Source organism: Streptomyces sp. NPDC001315, from assembly GCF_042896175.1.
Lineage (GTDB): Bacteria > Actinomycetota > Actinomycetes > Streptomycetales > Streptomycetaceae > Streptomyces.
This window is the reverse complement of sequence record NZ_JBIAWZ010000014.1, coordinates 53,180-73,161: the sequence shown is the minus strand read 5'-3', so window position 1 is coordinate 73,161 and position 19,982 is coordinate 53,180. Positions and strand designations below refer to the sequence as shown.

16 protein-coding genes and 3 pseudogenes are annotated in these 19,982 nt (G+C 70.4%); 14 read left to right on the top strand and 5 right to left on the bottom strand.

The genetic code is table 11. From position 1 onward, the window contains the following. Window positions 1-39 precede the first annotated feature (39 nt). The gene (locus tag ACFY16_RS30360; protein ID WP_390650377.1) at window positions 40-2,910 is read left to right on the top strand and encodes a peroxidase family protein; all 2,871 of its coding nucleotides are present in this window, start codon (window positions 40-42) and stop codon (window positions 2,908-2,910) included. A gap of 268 nt (window positions 2,911-3,178) precedes the next feature. Beyond that, window positions 3,179-4,993 (top strand): ABC transporter ATP-binding protein, encoded by a 1,815-nt coding sequence (locus ACFY16_RS30355; RefSeq protein ID WP_390650376.1) that lies wholly within the window; start codon window positions 3,179-3,181, stop codon window positions 4,991-4,993. Here the strand turns inward: ACFY16_RS30355 and ACFY16_RS30350 are convergent. Next, window positions 4,921-5,160 carry an aldehyde dehydrogenase family protein gene (locus ACFY16_RS30350; protein ID WP_390650375.1) on the bottom strand — a complete coding sequence of 80 codons (240 nt, stop codon included), beginning with the start codon at window positions 5,158-5,160 and terminating at the stop codon, window positions 4,921-4,923. The two genes, ACFY16_RS30355 and ACFY16_RS30350, sit on opposite strands and share 73 nt — an antisense overlap. A 533-nt stretch (window positions 5,161-5,693) precedes the next feature. Here ACFY16_RS30350 and ACFY16_RS30345 point away from each other — a divergent pair. The 3 genes and pseudogenes from ACFY16_RS30345 (at window position 5,694) to ACFY16_RS30335 (ending at window position 8,353) form a co-directional block, all read left to right on the top strand. Beyond that, entirely contained in the window at window positions 5,694-6,161 is a 468-nt protein-coding gene (locus ACFY16_RS30345; RefSeq protein ID WP_390650374.1) for a lamin tail domain-containing protein, read from the top strand. 374 nt (window positions 6,162-6,535) lie between these two features. Beyond that, window positions 6,536-6,670 (top strand): annotated as a pseudogene (locus ACFY16_RS30340) (hypothetical protein); the annotation flags it as partial. A gap of 15 nt (window positions 6,671-6,685) precedes the next feature. Next, window positions 6,686-8,353: a serine hydrolase gene (locus ACFY16_RS30335; RefSeq protein ID WP_390650503.1), complete on the top strand. Its 1,668-nt coding sequence runs from the start codon at window positions 6,686-6,688 to the stop codon at window positions 8,351-8,353. Window positions 8,354-8,452: 99 nt separating this feature from the next. Here ACFY16_RS30335 and ACFY16_RS30330 read toward each other — a convergent pair whose 3' ends face one another. The 3 genes from ACFY16_RS30330 to ACFY16_RS30320 form a co-directional block, all read right to left on the bottom strand. After that, complete coding sequence (locus ACFY16_RS30330; RefSeq protein ID WP_390650373.1) at window positions 8,453-8,710, bottom strand: hypothetical protein; 258 nt, start codon at window positions 8,708-8,710, stop codon at window positions 8,453-8,455. Beyond that, a complete protein-coding gene (locus ACFY16_RS30325) occupies window positions 8,697-9,011 on the bottom strand; it encodes a DUF6400 family protein (RefSeq protein ID WP_390650372.1) in 315 nt (104 codons plus the stop codon). The genes ACFY16_RS30330 and ACFY16_RS30325 overlap by 14 nt, the downstream gene beginning before the upstream one ends. Before the next feature lie 386 nt (window positions 9,012-9,397). Further along, entirely contained in the window at window positions 9,398-10,621 is a 1,224-nt protein-coding gene (locus ACFY16_RS30320) for an Ig-like domain-containing protein (protein ID WP_390650502.1), read from the bottom strand. A 211-nt stretch (window positions 10,622-10,832) separates the two neighbouring features. Between ACFY16_RS30320 and ACFY16_RS30315 the strand changes: the two genes are divergently transcribed. From ACFY16_RS30315 to ACFY16_RS30275, 9 genes and pseudogenes are all read left to right on the top strand, one after another. Beyond that, on the top strand, window positions 10,833-11,969 hold the full coding sequence (locus ACFY16_RS30315) for a hypothetical protein (RefSeq protein ID WP_390650371.1): 1,137 nt from the start codon (window positions 10,833-10,835) through the stop codon (window positions 11,967-11,969). A 279-nt stretch (window positions 11,970-12,248) separates the two neighbouring features. Beyond that, window positions 12,249-13,433, top strand: a complete 1,185-nt coding sequence (locus tag ACFY16_RS30310; protein WP_390650370.1) for a lipid II:glycine glycyltransferase FemX — start codon at window positions 12,249-12,251, stop codon at window positions 13,431-13,433. After that, entirely contained in the window at window positions 13,430-15,136 is a 1,707-nt protein-coding gene (gene murJ, locus ACFY16_RS30305; RefSeq protein WP_390650369.1) for a murein biosynthesis integral membrane protein MurJ, read from the top strand. Before ACFY16_RS30310 ends, murJ begins: the two co-directional genes overlap by 4 nt. 76 nt (window positions 15,137-15,212) lie before the next feature. Continuing rightward, window positions 15,213-15,893 carry a response regulator gene (locus tag ACFY16_RS30300; protein ID WP_390650368.1) on the top strand — a complete coding sequence of 227 codons (681 nt, stop codon included), beginning with the start codon at window positions 15,213-15,215 and terminating at the stop codon, window positions 15,891-15,893. A gap of 7 nt (window positions 15,894-15,900) precedes the next feature. Beyond that, window positions 15,901-17,406, top strand: coding sequence for an ATP-binding protein (locus ACFY16_RS30295; RefSeq protein ID WP_390650367.1), 1,506 nt, complete (start codon window positions 15,901-15,903; stop codon window positions 17,404-17,406). Further along, window positions 17,403-17,918 carry a hypothetical protein gene (locus ACFY16_RS30290; RefSeq protein ID WP_390650366.1) on the top strand — a complete coding sequence of 172 codons (516 nt, stop codon included), beginning with the start codon at window positions 17,403-17,405 and terminating at the stop codon, window positions 17,916-17,918. The genes ACFY16_RS30295 and ACFY16_RS30290 overlap by 4 nt, the downstream gene beginning before the upstream one ends. A 3-nt stretch (window positions 17,919-17,921) precedes the next feature. Further along, window positions 17,922-18,119, top strand: a pseudogene (locus ACFY16_RS30285) (SWIM zinc finger domain-containing protein); the annotation flags it as partial. Next, a complete protein-coding gene (locus ACFY16_RS30280; protein ID WP_390650510.1) occupies window positions 18,104-18,235 on the top strand; it encodes a hypothetical protein in 132 nt (43 codons plus the stop codon). The pseudogene ACFY16_RS30285 and the gene ACFY16_RS30280, both read left to right, overlap by 16 nt. Window positions 18,236-18,248: 13 nt before the next feature. Further along, a pseudogene (locus ACFY16_RS30275) lies at window positions 18,249-18,596 on the top strand (TetR family transcriptional regulator); the annotation flags it as partial. Between the two features lie 725 nt (window positions 18,597-19,321). On the opposite strand, the gene ACFY16_RS30270 reads toward ACFY16_RS30275, so the two are convergent. Beyond that, entirely contained in the window at window positions 19,322-19,879 is a 558-nt protein-coding gene (locus ACFY16_RS30270) for a hemerythrin domain-containing protein (protein ID WP_390650365.1), read from the bottom strand. Window positions 19,880-19,982: the final 103 nt, after the last annotated feature.

Sequence of the window (19,982 nt, the reverse complement as noted above, 5' to 3'; positions counted from 1 at the left end):
CCTTGCGGCGAGGGCGACACCCGTCACGAAGAGGCACGCATGGATGAGATCCAGCAGTACGAGCGCTACATAGGCGGGAGCCCGGAGGCCGAGCGGCCGGTCTTCGAACGGCTCGCACACGACTTGCTGCAGATCCAGCTCAAGCTGAGGAAGCGCAGCGGCTCCGCCGCTCTCCAACGGACGTTCCATGCCAAGTCGGTCCTCGGCGTGGAGAACGCGCGGCTGAGGTTCCACGACGACCTTCCCGAAGCCCTGCGGACGGGTTTCGTCCGGCCCGGAGCCGAGTACCCGGTCACGGTCCGGCTGTCCAACGCGAGCGGTGTCCCTCAGCCCGACTTCGCGCCCGACCTGCGCGGTGCGGCGCTGCGTGTCGAGGTGGGCCACGATCAGACCCACGATCTGCTGATGACGAGCTTCCCGGTCTCGCATGCGCGCAACGCCCGCGAGTTCGTGGCGTTCGCGAAGGCCATGGCCGGCGCGGACTCGCGGCCCGCCAAGGCGTTCGCGTTCTTCGTCAAGCTGCCCCTGGCCGTCGGCTGGTCCACGGCCGCGCGCATGCGGCGCAACGTGATGGCGGGCGCCAGGCGCACGGTGCGCAGCCTGGCGCTGGAGACGTACTGGAGCCGTGGCGCGATCCTGTGGGGCGACGCCGGACCGGTCCGCTATCAACTACGTCCCGCCACCGGTGCCCCCGCGGCCCCGGATCCCTCCCGCACCGACCCCGACCACCTGCGGCGCGAGCTCTCGGACCGGCTGATGCGGGCGGACATCGTCTTCGAGCTGTGCGTGCAGCGCTACGTGAACGCCACACGCACACCCATCGAGGACGGCTCGGTGGAGTGGAAGGTGGAGGACGCGCCCGTGCTGCCAGTGGCGACGTTGACGATTCCCCGCCAGGACATGACCGCCGCCGAGGCGCGGGCCGCCATGTCGCGGATCGACCAGCTGGCGTTCAACCCGTGGAACACCACCGAGGCCTTCCGCCCCCTGGGCAACCTCAACCGCGCCCGCAAGGTGGCTTACGAGGCCGGCAGCGCTCACCGTCTGGGCTACCGCTTCCTCACCGTCGAGCCACGGCGCAACACCCTGCTCGGGGTACCGCTGAGAGCCACTTTCCGCGTCGTGGACCGTTTCGTGCCGTGGCATCGGCTGCCCACCCGGCTGGGCCTGCTCAATCTCATCGCCCTCCGGCAGGTGCTCCGCCGGCACAACCTCATCGACACCGACATTCACGAGGCTCCGCCCACCGCCCAGCAGGCACCGTCACCCGTCGACGAGGAGCTGCGGGTCCGGCGTAGCTACGACGGCACCTGGAACGACCTCTCGGCGCCGCGCATGGGCGCCGCCGGCGCCATGTTCGGCCGCAACATGCCACCCGTCTACCGACCTGACCTGTTCGACACGCCGAACCCGATCACCGTCAGCAGGGAGCTGCTGCACCGCGACACGTTCATCCCGGCGTCGTCGCTGAACGTCCTCGCCGCCGCGTGGATCCAGTTCCAGGTGCACGACTGGGTCGAACACAGGCGTCACCCGGTCGGCGAGAAGTCGGTCGAGGTGCCGCTGCCGCCCGGCATGACCTGGCACAACACCCCGGGCGGGCCGGCCGAGAAGGTGATGCGGTTCGCCGAGAACGAGGTGGTGCAGCGGCCCGGCAGCGAGCAGCCGCCGATCCTGTTCCGCAACACCGTCTCGCACTGGTGGGACGGCTCGGAGGTCTACGGCGGCACGGAATCCGTCGCGAAGTCCCTGCGCGAGCCCGACGGCGGCGCCGAACTGCGCCTGGAGGACGGACACCTGCCGGTCGCGAACGGTGTGCCGCTCACCGGCTTCCAGAACAGCTGGTGGCTCGGTCTCAGCGCCATGACCACCCTGTTCGCCCGTGAGCACAACGCCGTCTGCCGGGCACTGCGGGACGAGTATCGGCATCTGGACGAGGACCGTATCCACCACACGGCGCGACTCGTCGTCGCGGCCCTGATCGCCAAGATCCACACGGTCGAGTGGACCCCCGCGATCCTCGCCACCAAGGCGATCGACATCGGCCTGAAGACCAACTGGCAGGGACCGCCCAAGACCTGGCTCGACCAGTTGGGCACATGGCTGCTCGAGGCGCACGATCTGGGAGGCATTCCCAAGACCATGCCCGACCACCACGGTGCGCCGTACTCCCTCACGGAGGAGTTCGTCACCGTCTACCGCATGCATCCGCTCATCCCCGACGACTACGAGATCGTCGACCACCGGTTCGGCCACCGGCTCGACACCCTTGCGTTCCACGACGTCCAGGGAGCCGCCGCGGAGCCGCTCATCCGCAAGACCGGTCTGGTGGACACGCTGTACTCCCTGGGCATCGCCAACCCGGGCGCGATCACCCTGCACAACTTCCCGCGGGCGCTCCAGGCGTTCGAGCGCGACGGGGAGGTCATCGACCTGTCGGTGGTCGACCTGGTGCGCACCAGGCGCCGCGGCGTCCCCCGCTACAACGACTTCCTGGAAGGCCTCCACAAGCCTCGGATCCGGGGGTTCGAGGACCTCTCCTCCGATCCGGAGACAGTCGCGCGGCTGAAGGACGTGTACCGCTCGGTCGACGAGATCGACACCGTGGTGGGGCTCTTCGCCGAGAATCCCCCCAGTGGCTTCGGCTTCAGCGACACCGCCTTCCGGATCTTCATCCTGATGGCCAGCCGACGGCTGCAGAGCGACCGCTTCCTCACGGTCGACTTCCGGCCCGAGACCTACACTCCGCTGGGCATGGACTGGATCGAACGCAACGGCATGACCAGCGTCATCCTCCGGCACTGCCCTGAGCTGGCAAGCATCCTGCCCCGTACGGGTGGGGCCGGCGCGTTCGCACCCTGGCGTGCGGTCCAGCCCGTCCGGAACCACGCCGACGCCGACCAGAGGTGACCGGGGACGGGAGAGCGACATGTCGGCACTCGAAGAAAAGGCTTGGACTCCGCGCGCGCCGTCGCGGGACACTGCGATTCATGGCTTGCCCGTACTCGCCCGTCTGCGTGGCCGCGAGCTGCGCGGGGACTCCGCCGTCGTGCCCGCCTGCCGGAGGGGGACCCGAGCGAGGGCACTCACTCGAACCGAAGCTCCGCACGGTCTTTGAGGCAACGGCATCCCCGACAGCAGCACGTGACGGGCTGCCGCACGACATCACGGGGTGGAAATGGGATCGCCTGAATCGCGCGAGGTCTTGCCGGGCAGGGGCCCGGTGCTCCTCGCACTTCGTTACTACGGGCGGGAGTTGGCCCGGCTCCGGCGGCTGACAGTGCCCGCGGTGGTGCTGTCGGCGCTGGGCAACATCGGCCTCAACTACGTAGCGCCGCTGGTCGTGGCGAAGCTCGTCGGCCGGATCGCCGGCGACGCCGCCGTCACTGTCGGCTCGACGCTGCCCTATGTCCTCGGCTTCGCCGGCGTCCTGCTGCTCGCGGAGACGCTGTGGCGCATCAGCCTGCACTGCCTGAACCGCGTTGACGCTCTCGGCATCGAGAATCTGTACGTGATCGGCATGGACGAACTGTTCGCCAAGGACGCCGCGTTCTTCCACGACAACTTCGCCGGGTCGTTGACCAAGCGGGTCCTGAGCTTCGCCTCCCGCTTCGAGGAGTTCGTCGACACCATGACCTTCCAGGTCGTGGGCAGCTTCGTGCCGCTGCTGTTCGGGTCGGTGGTGCTGTGGCACTACGAGCCACTGCTCGTGTTCGGGCTCTTGGTGATGATCGTACTGACGGCGTTCTGCGTGGTGCCCCTCATCCGTCGCCGCCAGGCGCTCGTCGACCAGCGCGAGGAGGCGATCGCCCGGGTGTCGGGCCATGTCGCCGACAGCCTGATGAACATGGACACGGTCCGTGCGTTCGCAGCCGAGGAACGCGAGGCCGCGGAGCACCGGTCCCGCGTCGCGGCGTCGCGGCGGCTCATGCTGAGGTCGTGGGACTACGGCAACCTGCGCATCGACACGCTGGTCGCGCCGATGTCCGTGCTGACCAACGCGCTGGGCCTGTTGCTCGCGGTCGCGCTCGGCGGGGGCGAGCACGGCGTGGAGGCTGTCGTGGTCGCCTTCACCTACTACACCAACGCGACGCGGATCATGTTCGAGTTCAACCAGATCTATCGCCGGCTGGAAAGCTCGATGACGGAGGCCGCGCAGTTCACCGAACTGCTGCTGAAGCCGCCGACCGTGATCGACCCCGTGTCGCCGGAGCCGTTGCTGTCCCGGGCAGCCGACGTCCGCTTCGAGCAGGTGACCTTCACCCACGCGGGCGCGGAGCCGCTCTTCGAGGGCCTCGACCTGGCCGTGCCGAGCGGGACGAAGATCGGTCTCGTCGGCCGGTCCGGCGGAGGCAAGACCACGCTCACCCGGCTGCTGCTTCGGATGACGGACATCGACGCAGGCCGGATCCTGATCGGGGGGCAGGACATCAGCAGGCTGCGCCAGGCCGACCTGCGCAGCCTGATCGCCTACGTGCCGCAGGACCCGGCGATGTTCCATCGCACGCTACGGGACAACATCGCGTTCGCCCGGCCGGACGCCACCGACGCCGAGATCCGCCGCGCGGCAGAGGCGGCGCACGTCGCGGAGTTCGCCGACACGCTGCCCGACGGCTTCGACACCATGGTGGGTGAGCGGGGTGTCAAGCTGTCCGGTGGACAGCGCCAGCGGGTCGCCCTCGCCAGGGCGATCCTGCGCGACGCGCCGGTCCTACTGCTCGACGAGGCGACCAGCGCCCTGGACTCCGAGAGTGAGATCCTCGTGCAGGAGGCGCTGTGGCGACTGATGGAGGGACGGACGGCGCTCGTGGTGGCGCACCGGCTGAGCACGGTCGCCACCATGGACCAGCTCGTCGTCCTCGACCGCGGACGGATCGTCGAGCTGGGCACGCACCAGGAGCTGCTCGCGTCGGAAGGCGCCTACGCGAAGCTGTGGAAGCACCAGTCGGGCGGCTTCCTCGACGACAGCCCCGCGCGGGCCGACCTGCACTGAACCTCCCGTCCGGCCGGCCGCACAGCGGCCCGCGTCCACACCGTCGCGGTCAGTCCGTGGCGGGTGCCGTTCGCGAGAGCGACGGCCTGCTCCTCCTCCTCGTACGTGAGCACGGACAGCACCGGGCCGAAGATCTCCTCCTGGGCGATGCGCGTCTCGGGGCGCACCGGTCGAAGAGGGTCGGCTCGACGAAGTACCCGTCGTCGTAGGGCGCGCCGGCGAGCTTGCCGCCGCCGACGACCACCTCGGCGCCCTCATCTCATCCCGGCCGATGGCGAGATGGTCCAGCACCCGCTTCTCCTGGCGGGCGTTGATCAGCGGGCCCATGTCGACCGGCTGGTCCCACAGGTGCGTCCTGTGCCGGCTGTTACTCACTTTCGGGTGGTGGCCCGGGCGCGGCTGGTGCTGTTCCGGGGTGATCAGGGTGGGGCCGGCCAATGCCCGCAAGGGACTGCGATACGGTGAGCCATCAATTCGCCTCATTCGACGCATTAATGGATATTGCAGCCGAGAGTCACAGCAATATGGATGGTCTGTAACAGGGTGCACGTGTCGCCCCTCGCATTCCGGCCATAGCGGACAGGGTGTGGGTGCGCGGCCAGCCGGCCGCCAACCCGCACACCGCACCACCCCTACGCGGCACACGGCCACGGCGGGGGAGTGCTCGTACTCTGCAGGAGGACTTGTGTCCGCTTCTTCTGTGACTGTCCGTCGTCTGGCCGCCGCCGCTCTCGCGGCCAGTGCCGTGGTGGGCGCGGTGGCGCTGCCGGCGTCCGCGGCCGACCATGCGCGTCGGCACGAGCCGCGGGTGGAGATCAGCGACGTACAGCAGCATTCCACGGGCCGCGACGACCGCTCCAACCGTTCCCTGAACAGGGAGTGGGTGGAGGTCACCAACACCGGCCGTCGCGAGGTCGACCTGGACGGGTGGACGCTGTCCGACGAGGACGGCCACACCTACACCTTCGACGGCTACCGCCTGGAGGGTCGCTCGACCGTCCGCATCCACACCGGCTACGGCCGCGACAGCGAAACCGACCTCTACCAGGACCGCCGCCGCTACGTGTGGGACAGTCGCGCCGACACCGCCACCCTGCGCAACGACCGCGACCGCGTCATCGACGAAGTCTCCTGGGGCGGCGAGCGCCGCCACGGAGGCCACCACTGACCGGACGGGGCCGCGTTGCAGGGTGAGCACTGAACACCGCCCACCCTGCATCCACCCGGCGGTGCGCCCCCCTTTCACGGGCGGCGCGCCGCCGGCGTGTACTTCCCGAACAGGGCGCGGGTGTACCGCATACGGACACTCTTGGTCGACTTGCCGCCCTGATACGGGCCGATTAGCGTGATACTGCGGTTCGTGGCAGGGGCGGCACGTGATGGAACAAGGTGGCCCCTGACTGCGTGATCGAGTTGACTGTCATGCAGGATCACCATGGGAATCCCAGCGCTTCAGCCGCTGAAAGTGCCGGCCTGCCGCTCCCCCGCACGTGTTCGCCGAACAGGCACATCGCCAGGGGGTCTCAGCACCGGAGTTGACTCATGATTGTGACTGACTGGCAAGCGCGTCATGGCCTTACGGCGGCGGAGCATCAAGCCGAGTTCGACCGCCTCAGCGGGCGAGGGTACCGGCTGATCAAGATCTCAGGCTATGAACTGGGCGGCCAGCCTCGGTTCGCCAGTGTGTGGGCGGTGCAGAACGGAAGTTCGTGGCAGGCACGCCACGGCATCTCCGCCACCGACTACCAGGCCACGGTGACATCGCTGGGCGGCAGCGGCTTCCGGCCGGTCGATCTGTCGGTGTTCCGGTCAGGCAACTCGCCCTTGTTCAGCGCCGTCTGGGAACAGGAACAGGGCCTGGAATGGGTCGCACGGCACGGCCTGACCAGCAGTCAGTACCAGTCCTTGTTCGATGACCTGTCACATCGGGGCTTCCGTCTGCGCTGCGTCTCCCCCTACGAAGACGCGGGTGGGGAGCGGTTCGCCTGCATCTGGGACCGTTACGCCGGCCCGGCCTGGTCAGCCCGACATGGCCTGACCAGTGACGAGTACCAGCGCGAATTCAACAGGCAACGCGATCTCGGGTTCCGGCTCGTGCGCGCCGTCGGTTACACCATCGGCAGCGACATCCGGTACGCGGGCATCTGGGAGCAGTCGCCCGGGCACCCATGGGCAGCCGCACACGGCGTGACGCACGGCGACTACCAAGGCCAGTTCGACGCCAACTCCCGAGCCGGTCTGCGGCTTGTCGACGTCAGCGGCGCCCGCGACGGCGCCTCGGCACGCTACACGACGATCTGGGAGTCCACGCCCGAAGCCGCCCTCAGCAGCGACGCCGCCACGGGTCTGGTCGTGCCCTTCATGCAGAAGTGGGCCGTTCCAGGTTTCTCCTTCGCCGTGGCCCGCAATGGTGCGATCAGCTCCGCCCGCGCCTTCGGCTACGCCAACCGCATCACCCGCGAAATCGCCACGCCCGACCACCGGTTCCGCATCGCAAGCGTCAGCAAGCCCATCACGTCCACCACGGTGCACCTGCTGCTCGAGCGAGGCCGGCTCGCTCTCACGGACCGGGTGTTCGGACCGGGAGCCCTCCTCGGCACCACGTACGGGACGCAGCCCTACAGCGACCGAGTGCGGGCCGTGACGCTGCAGCACCTGCTGGAGCACACGGCCGGGGGCTGGAGCAACGATGCCAACGACCCCATGTTCCAGCAGACGGCGTTCGACCGGAACGCGCTGATCACCTGGACTCTCGACAACCGGCCACTCGAATTCGACCCGGGCACGACATGGAACTACTCGAACTTCGGTTACTGCCTCCTCGGCCGAATCGTCGAGCGCGTCACCGGCATGTCGTACGGGGACTCGGTACTCCAGTTCGTACTCGATCCCAGCGGTGCCGGGCGGGCGCTCCTGGCAGGGGCCACGGCTCCGGACCGGGCGCCCGAGGAGGCGATGTACGTCGGCCTCGACAGCGCCGCTCCCTATGACATCCGTGTCGACCGCATGGACGCCCATGGGGGCTGGGCCGCGACACCGGCCGACGTACTCAGGTTCTGCTTCTCGGTCGACGGTCTGCCGTCACCGCCCGACCTGCTGCAGCCGATGACACGTACGGCCATGACGACCGCGTCCGCGGCCCGCCCGGTCTCGGCGACGACCCCCGGCTACGCGCGAGGATGGGCCGTCAACACCATCGACACCATCTGGCACGACGGCACCCTGCCCGGCACCCAGTCCATTCTGGTGCGCCCGTCCAACGGCCGGGCCTGGAGTGCGGTCTGCAATGCGGGTCGTCCGGGCACAGCCCTCGCCGAGGAGTTCGACGCTCTCATGTGGAAGGTGCAACAGGCGGTGTGACGAACTCGGAACGCGTCCCTTCGCGAAAGCCGCCAGATCCCGCGGGGCCACGCCCGGGCTCCGCAGGGCGAACGAGGCTCCTGCCGACGGACGTGGCGGTCACTGCCGCCAAAGGTGGCTGATGATGCGCTCCGAGCGGGAACGAGTGGCTCCGAAGCCGGTTTCGTGGTCCCACACATGCGTGCACGACGGGCACTGCAGGTGGAGTCGGCTTCCGGTGTTGGAGAGCAGGTAGCGCCAGTGCTCGGAGCAGGTACGCCGCTGCTCGCAGGCGACGCACCCGCGGCTGTCCGCGCAGCTCGGGCAGGGTACCCAGGCCCGGCGTCCGAGATCTGCCTGCGGATCAAGGGGCAGCACGGCCGCCTCCTCTCCTGGGGAGGACACCGGCCGAGACCAGGTCGTCGTACAGGCGTTCTTGTTCCTCGCTGAGGCCCGAGAACAACAGGTCGTTCGCCGCGTCTTCGCCGCGCAGCGCCGCCAGGGGATCCCAGTCGGGGCCGAGAGCGTCCAGTACGTGGGCGCGCCGCAGCATCTCGTGCGAGGTCAGGTCCACAGTGAAGTCGACCGGCGTGGCGTCGGCCGGAGGGCCGGCCTCGGGTCGGCGCCGCTCTACGGGCTCGTCCGGATCGTCGGGAAGGCGAGGAGTATGGGGGGACATGTCGCCGAACTTAGGTACACCTTCCTGGCTGGGGCAAGAGCAGGTGGGGGACGTCACATCACGATCGGCCACCCGGGCTCCGTGGCACTGCTCCCACTGAGACCCGGCACTGCCCCACATACGTGCCCAAGGAGAAACTGGCTGCGGCCCATGGTGAGGGATGGACCGGAGACGCCGGCGTCGCCTTCGTCAAGGGCCTCGGCGTCCCCGAGCTCCTGGCCGCGGCGGGCCCGATCCTGCCCGCTGTGGCCGACATCGCACCGGTTCCGGTGCCGCTGACTGCCGCCGGCTGGGTCCTGCTGGTGGCCGACGCGGTGATCACCCGCACCGCGAGGTCAACCCGGCGTGCAGGTGCTCCCACGGCGCGACGCGGACACCGCGCCCGATCACCGCAAGGCGCTCCTGGCAAGCCACTGCTCCCAGCCGACGTTCCAGTCGCCGAGGCCGTTGTTCAGGGCCACCTCCCCTTTTGTCTCCGCGCCCTTGACCTCGAACGGGTCGCCGATGCGGGCGTTCTCGTAGAGCCATCGGGCGTCGGCGTCGCTCATGCCGATGCAGCCGTGGCTTCTGTTGGCCCTGCCGAAGTAGGCGGCGTTCCAGGGCGCGGCGTGTGCGTAGGTACCCGACCAGGTCAGCCGCATCGCGTAGTCGACCTTCTGGTCGTAGGCGTCGCCGAGGCCCACCGTCTCGGAGTTCATCCGGATCGTGCCCTCCTTCGCCATCAGTACCTCGGTGCCGCGCCAGGAGCCCGTGTCGGGGCCGGGCGTGCCGCCGGACACCGGGAAGGTCCGTACCGTCCGGCCGTCGCGCTGCAGGGTGAGCCGCTTGCTGTCGAGGTCGACCTTGAACACCTGCCGGGCGCCGATGGTGAAGCCGAGCCTGTAGTCGCGTACGAACCAGCCGCCGCCGGACCCCGAGTCCGTGCCGTTCAGCCGGGCGTCCAGGGTCACCTGGGTGCCGGGCTGCCAGTACTCCCTGGGCCGCCAGTCGACGCGGTCCTTGCCCGACCAGTCCTTCATCCAGCCCCAGGAGCCTTCGGTGTGGTTGGAGGTGGTGACCTTGAGCTGCTTCTCCACCGCCGCCTTGTTGCGCACCGGGTAGTCGAAGACCAGGGAGATCGGCTGGGCCACGCCGACCGTGGTGGTGTCGCCGGGCCGCCAGTCCACCTTGTTGACCTTGTCGGCGGCGGCGGTGGTGAAGGACGCCCGCTCGGTCCCCGCCGTGCCGTCGTCCGCGCGGGTGGCCGCCTTGACGGTGTAGTCGGTGCCGGGTACGGCGTTGCGGTCCGACGTCCAGGTGCGGCCGTCGTCCGACAGCGCGCCGGTGAGTGTGCCACCTCGGGCGTCGGTGACGGTGACCGATGTGAGGGTGCCGCCGTGGGCGGCGACCCTGACCGGCTCGCCCGCCTTCACCCGGGTGCCGCGGGGTGTCACGGTGACCGTCGCCACCCGGCCGCTCGTGGTCCCGCCGCCGGCTTTCGCGTCCGACCCGGACGGTGTCGTGCCGTCGGCGGAGCAGGCGGAGAGGGCCGTGGTCAGCAGGACGGCGGCCGCCGCGGCAGTGGCGGAGGCGCTGCGGCGGACGCGGCCCCTGCGTATCGCGACACGTATCTGGCTCAACGGGAAACCTCCGTGGACGTCGGGAAGACACCGGAACGTGGGGGACCCTAAGCCGCGAAAAGCGCCGGACATCGGCATGTAGGCCGCATGACGGCAGTTGCAGAGGAACGGTCATCGTCCGGTCACACACGCCGCGCGGGACGGTCATGAAAGGCCGTGAATCTTCCCCGAGTTGTGACCGTCCTGAGGAAGGGGATGTTCCTTGTCCGACACCACATCTCGCCCCGCCACTCCGCGCCGGCGCCCCCTCGCCGTGGCCCTGCTCGCCGGTGCCGTCGCGCTCACGATCGGCATGGCCCCGGCGTCCGCGGACACCGCCTCGTGGCGCTCCGTCGCACCGGAGGGACTGAGCGATGCCATCCTCGACGACGTCTCCACCGAGCAGGGGGTGACGTGGACGGCCGGGCTCGACGTGAGCGATCGGTCCCCGCTCGCCCTGCGCTGGAACGGCACCGGCTGGACCAGGACGCCGCAGCCCGCGGCACACGGCCGCGTGAACGACATCGCCGCGGCCCCTGGCGGAGAGGCCTGGGCGGTCGGGTACAAGGAGGAGGGAACGAGGCAGGAGGGAACGCAGCAGGACACACCCACCGTCCAGCACTGGGACGGCGCCTCCTGGAAGTTTGAGGACCTGCCCCTGCCCGCGGACGCGGTCGCCGGCTTCTACGCGGTCGCCGTCTCGCCCCGGGGCACGGTCTGGGTGGGCGGCGGCCTCTCCAGCGACGACCCCGGCGGGGAACCGTTGCTGATGACCCGTAGCCCGCAGGGGGAGTGGCGCAACACCGAGATCCCGGCCGACGCGGCCGTCGGCTCCACGATCTCGGTCCTCCCCCTGGCGGAGGACGACGTGTGGCTGGTCGGTGCCAAGGGCGTCACGCACTTCGACGGAACGACCTGGACCCGCCAGCGTCTCCCCGCCCACCTCGACGGCCAGGCCTTCTCCCTCGGCGCCATCGCGCAACGGAAACCCGGCGAGATATGGGCCGTGGGCCTCGTAGAGGACGACAAGCTGTGGCGCCGCCCGGTGGTACTGCGGCTGTACCACGGCCGTTGGGAGGAGGTACCAACCCCGAAGGAGACGGCGCAGCTGCAGGGCATCACCTTCGACGAGCAGGACCGGCCCGTGATCGTCGGTGAGACCTTCGACCCCGCGGTGGACCCGGACTTCACCTACGTGCTGACCATGGACCGGGCCGGTCACCTGGTCCGGGGACAGCAGCCGCCCGGCTCCGGGCGGCTCTACGCCGCGGACATCGACGACCAGGGCCGGATATGGGTGTCAGGGGCGAACGACGATCCCTCCGGCCTCCATGTGCCGTACGTCGCCGTACGGGACTGACGGAACTCCGCCGGACCGACCGCGGCCGCGGCATGGCCCGCTGAGGCCAGGTCAGACACCTGTCTGACCTGGCCTTTCGTCATGTGTGTGAGGAAGGGGGGGCGAGTCCGTCGACCAGGACACCGGCTCGGGAGCGTGTGACAGCCGTCGCACAGAAATGGTCATGGTCCGGTCACATTCGCCGCGCGGCACGGTCACGGGCGCCTGTGAACCTTCCTCGCGTTCCGTGCCGAACGGCTCGGTTCCCCACCCGACAACAACGGCACCCGAGGAGGCGCAGTGTCAGCGTTGCTCGTGACGGCAGGCCGCGGTCAGCAGGAAGCGTGGCTGAGACCCGTCTCCGCCGAGGCGTACCACGCCTTCCTGGCATCCCGCACCGGCTCCGCCCTGGCCCCCGGCTTTCTGCAGTGCCCCTCCTGGGCCGCGGTGAAGGACGGCTGGCGGGCCCAACTGCTCGGCTGGGGACCGCCGACCGGCCCCGGCGCGGGGCTGCTGAGCGGTGTCGCGCTGGTGCTGCTGCGTCAGTTCCCCGGCACCCGCAAGTACTTCGCCTACTTGCCCGAGGGGCCCGTCGCCGACTGGGCCGACCCGGATCTCGACGACTGGCTCTCCCCGCTGCTGAGCCACCTGCGCACCCTGGGAGCGTTCGCCGTACGCATCGGCCCCTCGCCCGCCCACCGCCGGTGGAACGCCGCCGCGCTCAAGGCGGCGACCGGCCCCGGGCGACGCCTGTCCGACGTGCTCGACTGCGCGGTCGACCCGCTGGGCACCGCCGTGGCCGAGCGGCTGCGGGCCCGCGGCTGGCGGCGCTGCGGCGACGGCGACGACGACGGGGACGCCCAGCCCCGCTACGTCTTCCAGGTGCCGCTGGCCGGGCGGACCGGCGACGACCTGTGGTCCGGGCTCAGCCAGGAGTGGCGGCGCAACATCCGCCGGGCGCAGAAGTCGGGCGTGCAGGTGACGGTGGGCGGGGCCGCCGAACTCCCCGAGTTCTACCGGCTGCTGCGGATCACCGAGGAGCGCGACGGCTTCCGCCTCGGCCGCTCACTCGCGTATTACGAGCGCCAGTACGCGGCTCTCAACGCCGAGGAGCCGGGCCGGATGAGGCTCTACCTCGCCCGCCACGAGGGCGAGATCCTGGCCGCCCACACCATGATCACCGTAGGTCGGCGGGTCTGGTACCAGACCGGGGCCTCCGCCGACCACCGGCGCGAGGTCCGCCCCTCCAACGCCCTGCAGTGGCAGATGATGCTCGACGCCCACGCCCGGGGCGCGGAGGTCTACGACATGCGCGGGGTACCCTCCACACTCGACCCCGGCGAACGGTCGTTCGGGCTGCTGCGCTGGAAGCTCGGCACCGGGGGGAAGGTCGTCGAGACGCTGGGGGAGTGGGAGACACCTTTGAACGGCACCGCCAACCACGCGCTGTACCGCGCCTTCCAGATGTACCTGGCCCGCCGATGAGCGCCTCCCCGGCCCGGGCCATCCCGGGCGATCGCGGTACCCGACCCACCGACGGGACTCCCTCGACCGAGCAGCCGGCCCACCGGCCCGGATCGGTGCTGCGCAGCGGTGCGCTCATGGCCGCCGGGTCCCTGGTTTCCCGCGCCACCGGCTTCGTACGCTCCGCCGTGGTCGCCGCAGCGCTCGGCGTGGGCCTGGCCGCCGACGGCTACGCGGTCGGCAACACCGTCCCCAACATCGTCTACACGCTGCTCCTCGGTGGCGCGCTCAACGCCGTCTTCGTCCCCGAGCTGGTCAAGGCCGCCAAGGAACACAAGGACGGCGGGGCCGCGTACACCGACCGCCTTCTCACCGCCTGCACGGCCGCCCTGCTGCTGATCACGGCCGGGGCGGTGCTCGCCGCGCCCGCGCTGGTGGCGGCCTACACCGACTACACCGGCGCGCAGGCGGCGACGACGGTCGCCTTCGCGCGTTCCTGCCTGCCCCAGATATTCTTCCTCGGCCTGTTCACCCTGCTCGGACAGGTGCTGAACGCCCGCAGCCGGTTCGGCGCCATGATGTGGACCCCAGTCCTCAACAACGTGATCGTCACTTCCGCCTTCGGCCTCTACCTGGCCACGGCCGTGGACGGGGGAACGCTCACCCCCGCGGAGACCGCCCTGCTCGGCTGGGGCACCACGGCCGGGATCGTCGTACAGGCGCTGGCCCTGCTGCCGTCCCTGCGTGCGGCGCGCTTTCGCTGGCGGCCCAGGTTCGACTGGCGGGGCAGCGGGCTGTCCCGGCCGCTGCGCTCGGCCGGCTGGCTGGTACTGCTCGTGTTCACCAACCAGCTCGCGTACTGGGCGGTGACCAGGCTCGCGACGACGGCGGGGCAGCGCGCCGCGGCCGAGGGCATCGACGGCGGAGCCGGATTCAGTGCCTACGGCAACGCGTATCTGCTGTGGGCTGTACCGCACGGCATCGTGACCGTCTCCCTGGTCACCGCGCTGATGCCACGGATGAGCAGGTCGGCGGCCGACGGCGACACGGCCGGCGTGCGACGGGACGTGTCGCACGCCCTGCGCGGCAGCGCCGCCGCCGTCGTGCCCGCCGCGTGCGTGCTCCTCGCGGTCGCCGAGCCCACCATGGCGGTGGCCTTCCAGTACGGCAGGACCGGCCCGGACGACATCGCGGTCATGGCAGGGGCGTTGACGGCGTTCGCGCCGGGGCTGATCGCCTTCTCCGGACAGTACGTCCTCTCGCGCGCCTTCTACGCGCTCTCCGACACCCGCACACCCTTTCTGCTGAACCTGGTGATCGCCGGCCTCAACGCGGGCCTGTCCGCGGCCGCTTGTCTGCTTCTGCCCGCACGCTGGGCGGTCACCGGCATGGCCGGAGCGTACTCGGTGGCGCTCTTCGTGGGCTGGGCGGTCACCGCGTACGTCCTCGACCGCAGGCTCTCGGCGGCCGCGGGCCCCCGGCGTCCGCCGTGGCGCTCCCCGGCCGCGGCCGGGCTGGCCCGACTGCTGCTGGCCGCGATCCCGGCCGCCCTGCTCGGTCACCTCGCGGCCGGGTACAGCGACTCGCTCGGCCCGCTCGCGGCAGCGGCGGCGGGCACGGTGGCCATCCTGGCGACCTTCGCGCTGCTGACCCGTCCCCTGCGCCTGACCGAGCTGGAGTCCGTCCTCCGGGCGGTGCCCCGCACACTCCGCCGCCGGGGCTGACGCAAAGCCCCCGCCACCTTTTGTCATTCAACTGACCGGGTTCGTTCGTCACTTGATCGAATGGAATACTCCGCACATGCCACGTGTCCTGCTCATCGAAGACGACGCCTCCGTACGAGAAGGCATCGAACTCGGCCTGCGCCGCCGTGGGCACGAGGTACGCACCGCCGCCACCGGCGAGGCGGGGCTCGCGGTCATCGGTGAATTCCGCCCCGATCTGCTGCTCCTCGACCTCATGTTGCCCGGCATCAACGGCGTCCAGGTCTGCCGCCAGGTACGCGAGGCCGGTCAACTGCCGATCATCATGCTCACCGCCCGCGGCGACGACTTCGACGTCGTGGTCGGGCTGGAGGCTGGGGCCGACGACTACATCGTCAAACCCGCCCGCACGGAGGTCATCGAGGCCCGCATCCGGGCCGTACTGCGCCGCATCGAGGAGCCGGGCGGCCGGCCCGCCGTGGAGTTCCACGGCGACCTCGCCATCGACCGTGCCGGACTGAACGTCGCCAAGGCGGGGGAGCGTGTGGCGCTCGCCCCCTCCGAGCTGAAGCTCCTGCTGTATCTGACGGCCGCGCCCGAGCAGGTCTTCAGCCGTCAGCAACTGCTGGAGCACGTCTGGGAGCACAGCTACCACGGCGACGCCCGCCTCGTCGATGCCTGTGTGCGGCGGCTGCGCCACAAGATCGAGGACGTACCCGGCAACCCCCGCTACATCCAGACTCTGCGGGGCTTCGGTTACCGCTTCGGACCCCTGTGAGCCCGTGGTGAACCGCCGTAAAACCCGTATCGGGCTGCGTACCCGACTGGTGCTCGCCTTTCTGCTGGTCGCCGCTGTCAGCGCCGGAACCACCGCGGCCCTCGCCTATCGCGAGGCACGCAACGCGATCCTTCAGCAGGCCCAGGACACGGCTGTGTCCTCCTTCCGCGAGCGGGTCCAGGAGCTCGCCACGCCGCTGCCCGTCGAGCCCTCGTCGCTCCGGGAACAGCTGCAACGACTCGCCCGGCAGGGCAACCCCCACCCGTGGGTGGTGTTCGCCGAGTACGGATCGGTCCGGGTCTCCTCGGCCTACGAGCCCGTTTCGAGCGTCATCACTCCCGAACTGCGGCGTGCCGCGCACGCCCACCCGCGCGGCAGCTTCCAGCGAGTCGAGAGGAAGGGCACCCCGTGGCTGACCGTGGCCGTCCCGACGGTTTTCCAGGCGGGCCAGACCACGCGTCCCACCGGGCTGGTGCTGTACGCCGTGATGCCGCTGACCGACGAGGAGGCCAACATCCAGGCCATGCTCGACGCGGCCCGTGACGGGGCTGTCCCCGGGCTCGCGGTGGCCCTCGTCCCGGCCCTGCTGTCGGCACGCAGCGTGCTGCGCCCGGTCCGTGACCTGAGGAAGGCCGCACGAAGCATGGGCCACGGACGCCTCGACACCCGCATCCAGGTCCGGGGCAGCGACGAACTCGCCGATCTGGCCCGTACCTTCAACGAGTCGTCCGGCGAACTGGAGCGGACCGTCGGCGAACTCCGGGCGGCCGAGGCGCGCGCCCGCCGTTTCGCCTCCGACGTCTCCCATGAACTGCGCACCCCGCTCGCCGGGATGCTGGCCGTCACCGAGGTCCTGGACGAGGACGCGGCCGGCCTCGCTCCCGACACCGCCGCCGCCGTGCGGCTGATCAGTGCCGAGACGGGCAAACTGGCGGTGCTCGTCGAGGACTTGATGGAGATATCCCGCTTCGACGCCCGGGCCGCCGAGCTGAACACCGACGAGGTCGACATCGCCCAGACCATCCGCAAGACCCTGAAGAGCCGTCACTGGATCGACCCCGCCCAGGTCGTCACCGACCTGCCCGACGGCATCCGGGCCCGGATCGACCCCAGGCGCTTCGACATCGTCATCGCCAACCTCGTCGGCAACGCGCTGAAGCACGGAAGCGCGCCCGTCGTGGTGCGACTGCGCACCGAGCCCTACGGCGAAGGCACGCCCGGGGCGGCCACGGCGACCGGCCCGAACGATGCGGGCCTGTTGCCCGCACGGGTCGTCACCGAGGTCGCGGACAGCGGCCCGGGCATACCCACCGACGTGCTGCCGCACATCTTCGACCGCTTCTACAAGGCGGACGCGGCCCGCAGCCGCTCGACGGGCAGTGGCCTCGGCCTCGCCATCACCCTGGAGAACGTACGGCTGCACGGCGGCACGATCCGAGCCGCGAACGGCCCGCGGGGCGGCGCCGTCTTCACCGTGGAGATACCCCTGACGGGCACGGAGGCGACGGCATGACCCGAACGGGCTCCACCACCGGCCGTGCCGTCGCGGCCTGGGCCATGGCGGCCGCCCTGCTGACCGGCTGCGGAGTTCAGGAGACCGGCGTCGTCGAGGCCGGGGGGCCGGCCACCGTCATCGTCTTCCCCGCGTCCGACCAGCGGATGCTCCTGTTCTTCCTCGCCTCGGACGGCCGCCTGACACCGGTGACCCGACTCAGTGCAGCGGACGTTCCCGCGAACGCCAAGCAGGAGTGGGTCCGCAAAACCCTCGCCGCGTTGTTCGCCGGCCCCTCGGCGAGCGAACGCGCGGCCGGACTCCACACGGGCCTGCCGGAGGAGGGCGCCGAAATGGAGCTGAACTCGACCTCCACCACCCTCACCATCCTCCTCCCGCTCCCGGTGCGGCCTCTGGCGAAGACCGCGCTACGTCAGCTCGTGTGCACGGCCGCGTACGCGGCGGGCGGGGACGGCACTGCGGAAGTCACCATCGCCGGCGACGACGGCACACTCCCGCCGACCCACTGCTAGGCCATGTTCACCGAGGCGAACCTCAAGGGGCTGGCCGGCCCCCGTTCCTTCGAGCGTGGGCGCGCATCCTTCGACGCCGTGTCCGGGGTCGAGGCCGGTGACGACCGGGTCACCGCGACCGTCCACGGCACGGAGCGATACGAAGTGGAGTTGACCCTGGGCGGGTCCGGAGGACTGAGCGGCGAGTGCGACTGCCCGTACTTCATCCGCGACTGTCACCGCCGCCGGAGGAGTTCACCGCGTACGTCACCGCCCTGCGCCCCGCCCAGAAACGCAAGCGGAACCTACTGCGCCTGATGCAGGAGCACGGTCTGTGAGCCGACCGGCACCGCGCCGGAGGCCCTTCTGGCGGCCGGCCCGACACCTGGCGCCGCCCTCGAACAGTGGGTCGACCTCTTCGTCGACTTCCTGGTCACCAAGCACGGCCTGGCTGCCGCGATGCAGGCCGACAACACGGGCTTCGAGACGCTGCACGCCTACTTCCTCGACCGCCTCCTGCCGGTGTGCACCCAGCTCCTCGACACTGCCGCCGCCTCCGGCGAGATCCGCTCCGGCCTCGACGCCTACCAGCTGATGCGCGGCATCGGAAACCTCTGCATCGGCGCCGACAGCGACCCCCGTTACGACGCACGCCGACTGGTCGCACTCCTCGTCGCGGGACTACGGCAACCGCGCTGACCGTGACGCCCGTGAATGACAGCGCGGGACGTCCGGGCGCAGCCCCGGCCGCTTGCCGTCGTCACGGGCCGGCGGCTGTCCGGCGCCCGGTGCCGTTGAGCCGCCCTCCGTCGTGCGGCCGAGCAGGACCAGCCCGTCCGGCGCGGCCACGATTGCGACCGGCAGGATCGGCCATGAGGAGGGGCGCACCATGCCGCTGCGGCTCGCGACGGCCGCGATCAGCGCGAGCAGCGTGCCTGCCGCGCCCGGCGCGCGCCGGTCTGTGTGGTCGCCACCAGGAGGGGCGGCGGTCTGCCGAGGTCCGGTCGGGCGCGGCAGACGCGGCCGCGCACGCTCGTGCTCCCGGCCGGGCGGCGGATCGGCGGGCCGGTCCGGCTTCGCGGGGCCGCTCGCCCCCTGGGACGAAAGCGGTGTTCGGCAAGGGGCGGGCCCCGGGCATCACGCCAGGTCCCTGGTGCCGCGGTGGCGCACAGTGCGGTGGGCGCGGCCGTTGCGGCCGGTGCACGGGCCATGGGCAGGGTCAAACAAACCAGTCACGCCAGGCCCCCGGATGGAGGACGCCTTGCGTCTTGTCCAGGGCCGTCGCTCCCGGCGCGTCATCTATTCGCCGACTTGGACGGGGAGCCGGTCCCGATGGTTGTGCCACGAGGGAAAGTGAGGGATGAATTGCGAACTACCGCCAGGCTTCACGGGAGTCGGCGCCATCGAGCGTTGAGCGAGTTCTCTCAGTGCTTCCGGCCCGCCATCAGATCGCGTACCCGGTCCACCAGGCCGACCCCAGGTCCCAGGATCTTGTCGGCGGGAGCCGTGGCCGGTGCCGAAGGGTGGGGCTGGATCGGAGCCGCCTTCTTCGCATCGCGGATCTTGCCCCCCAGCCGCTGCATCGCCTCCGGCGTGCAGACCTCCGCGAGCAGTGGGAAGAGCTGGTTCTCCTCGTCACGGACGTGCTCAGCCACCTCGAGCCTGAGCTTTGCGACCAAGTGGTCGAACTGGTCGTCCTCGGCGTCACGACCCTCGAGGTCCTTCAAAAGCTGCTCGACTCTGGCGTGGTCCTCCATCTCCTTGTCTGCCAGGTCGTCCCCGCCGTCAACGAACCTGCGGACCGCCGGGTACAGATACTGCTCCTCCGCGACCGAGTGCTGCACCAGCTCGACCGTCAGCTCGTCCGCCAATTGGCGCCGCCGCTGGTCGCCCACGGGCTGCAATTCGATCTGCTCGAAGAGCGAATCAATCTTACGGTGGTCCGTTGTCAGCTCCGCGATGACATTCCCGCCTTGCTCCATTCCGGGTTCCTCCTTCTCCAGGCAACGATGAACAGATCAGCTCACCGTGGCATGACGAGTACCCGATGCCCCCACCGACACGCAGTAGACGTGGCCGGTTGGC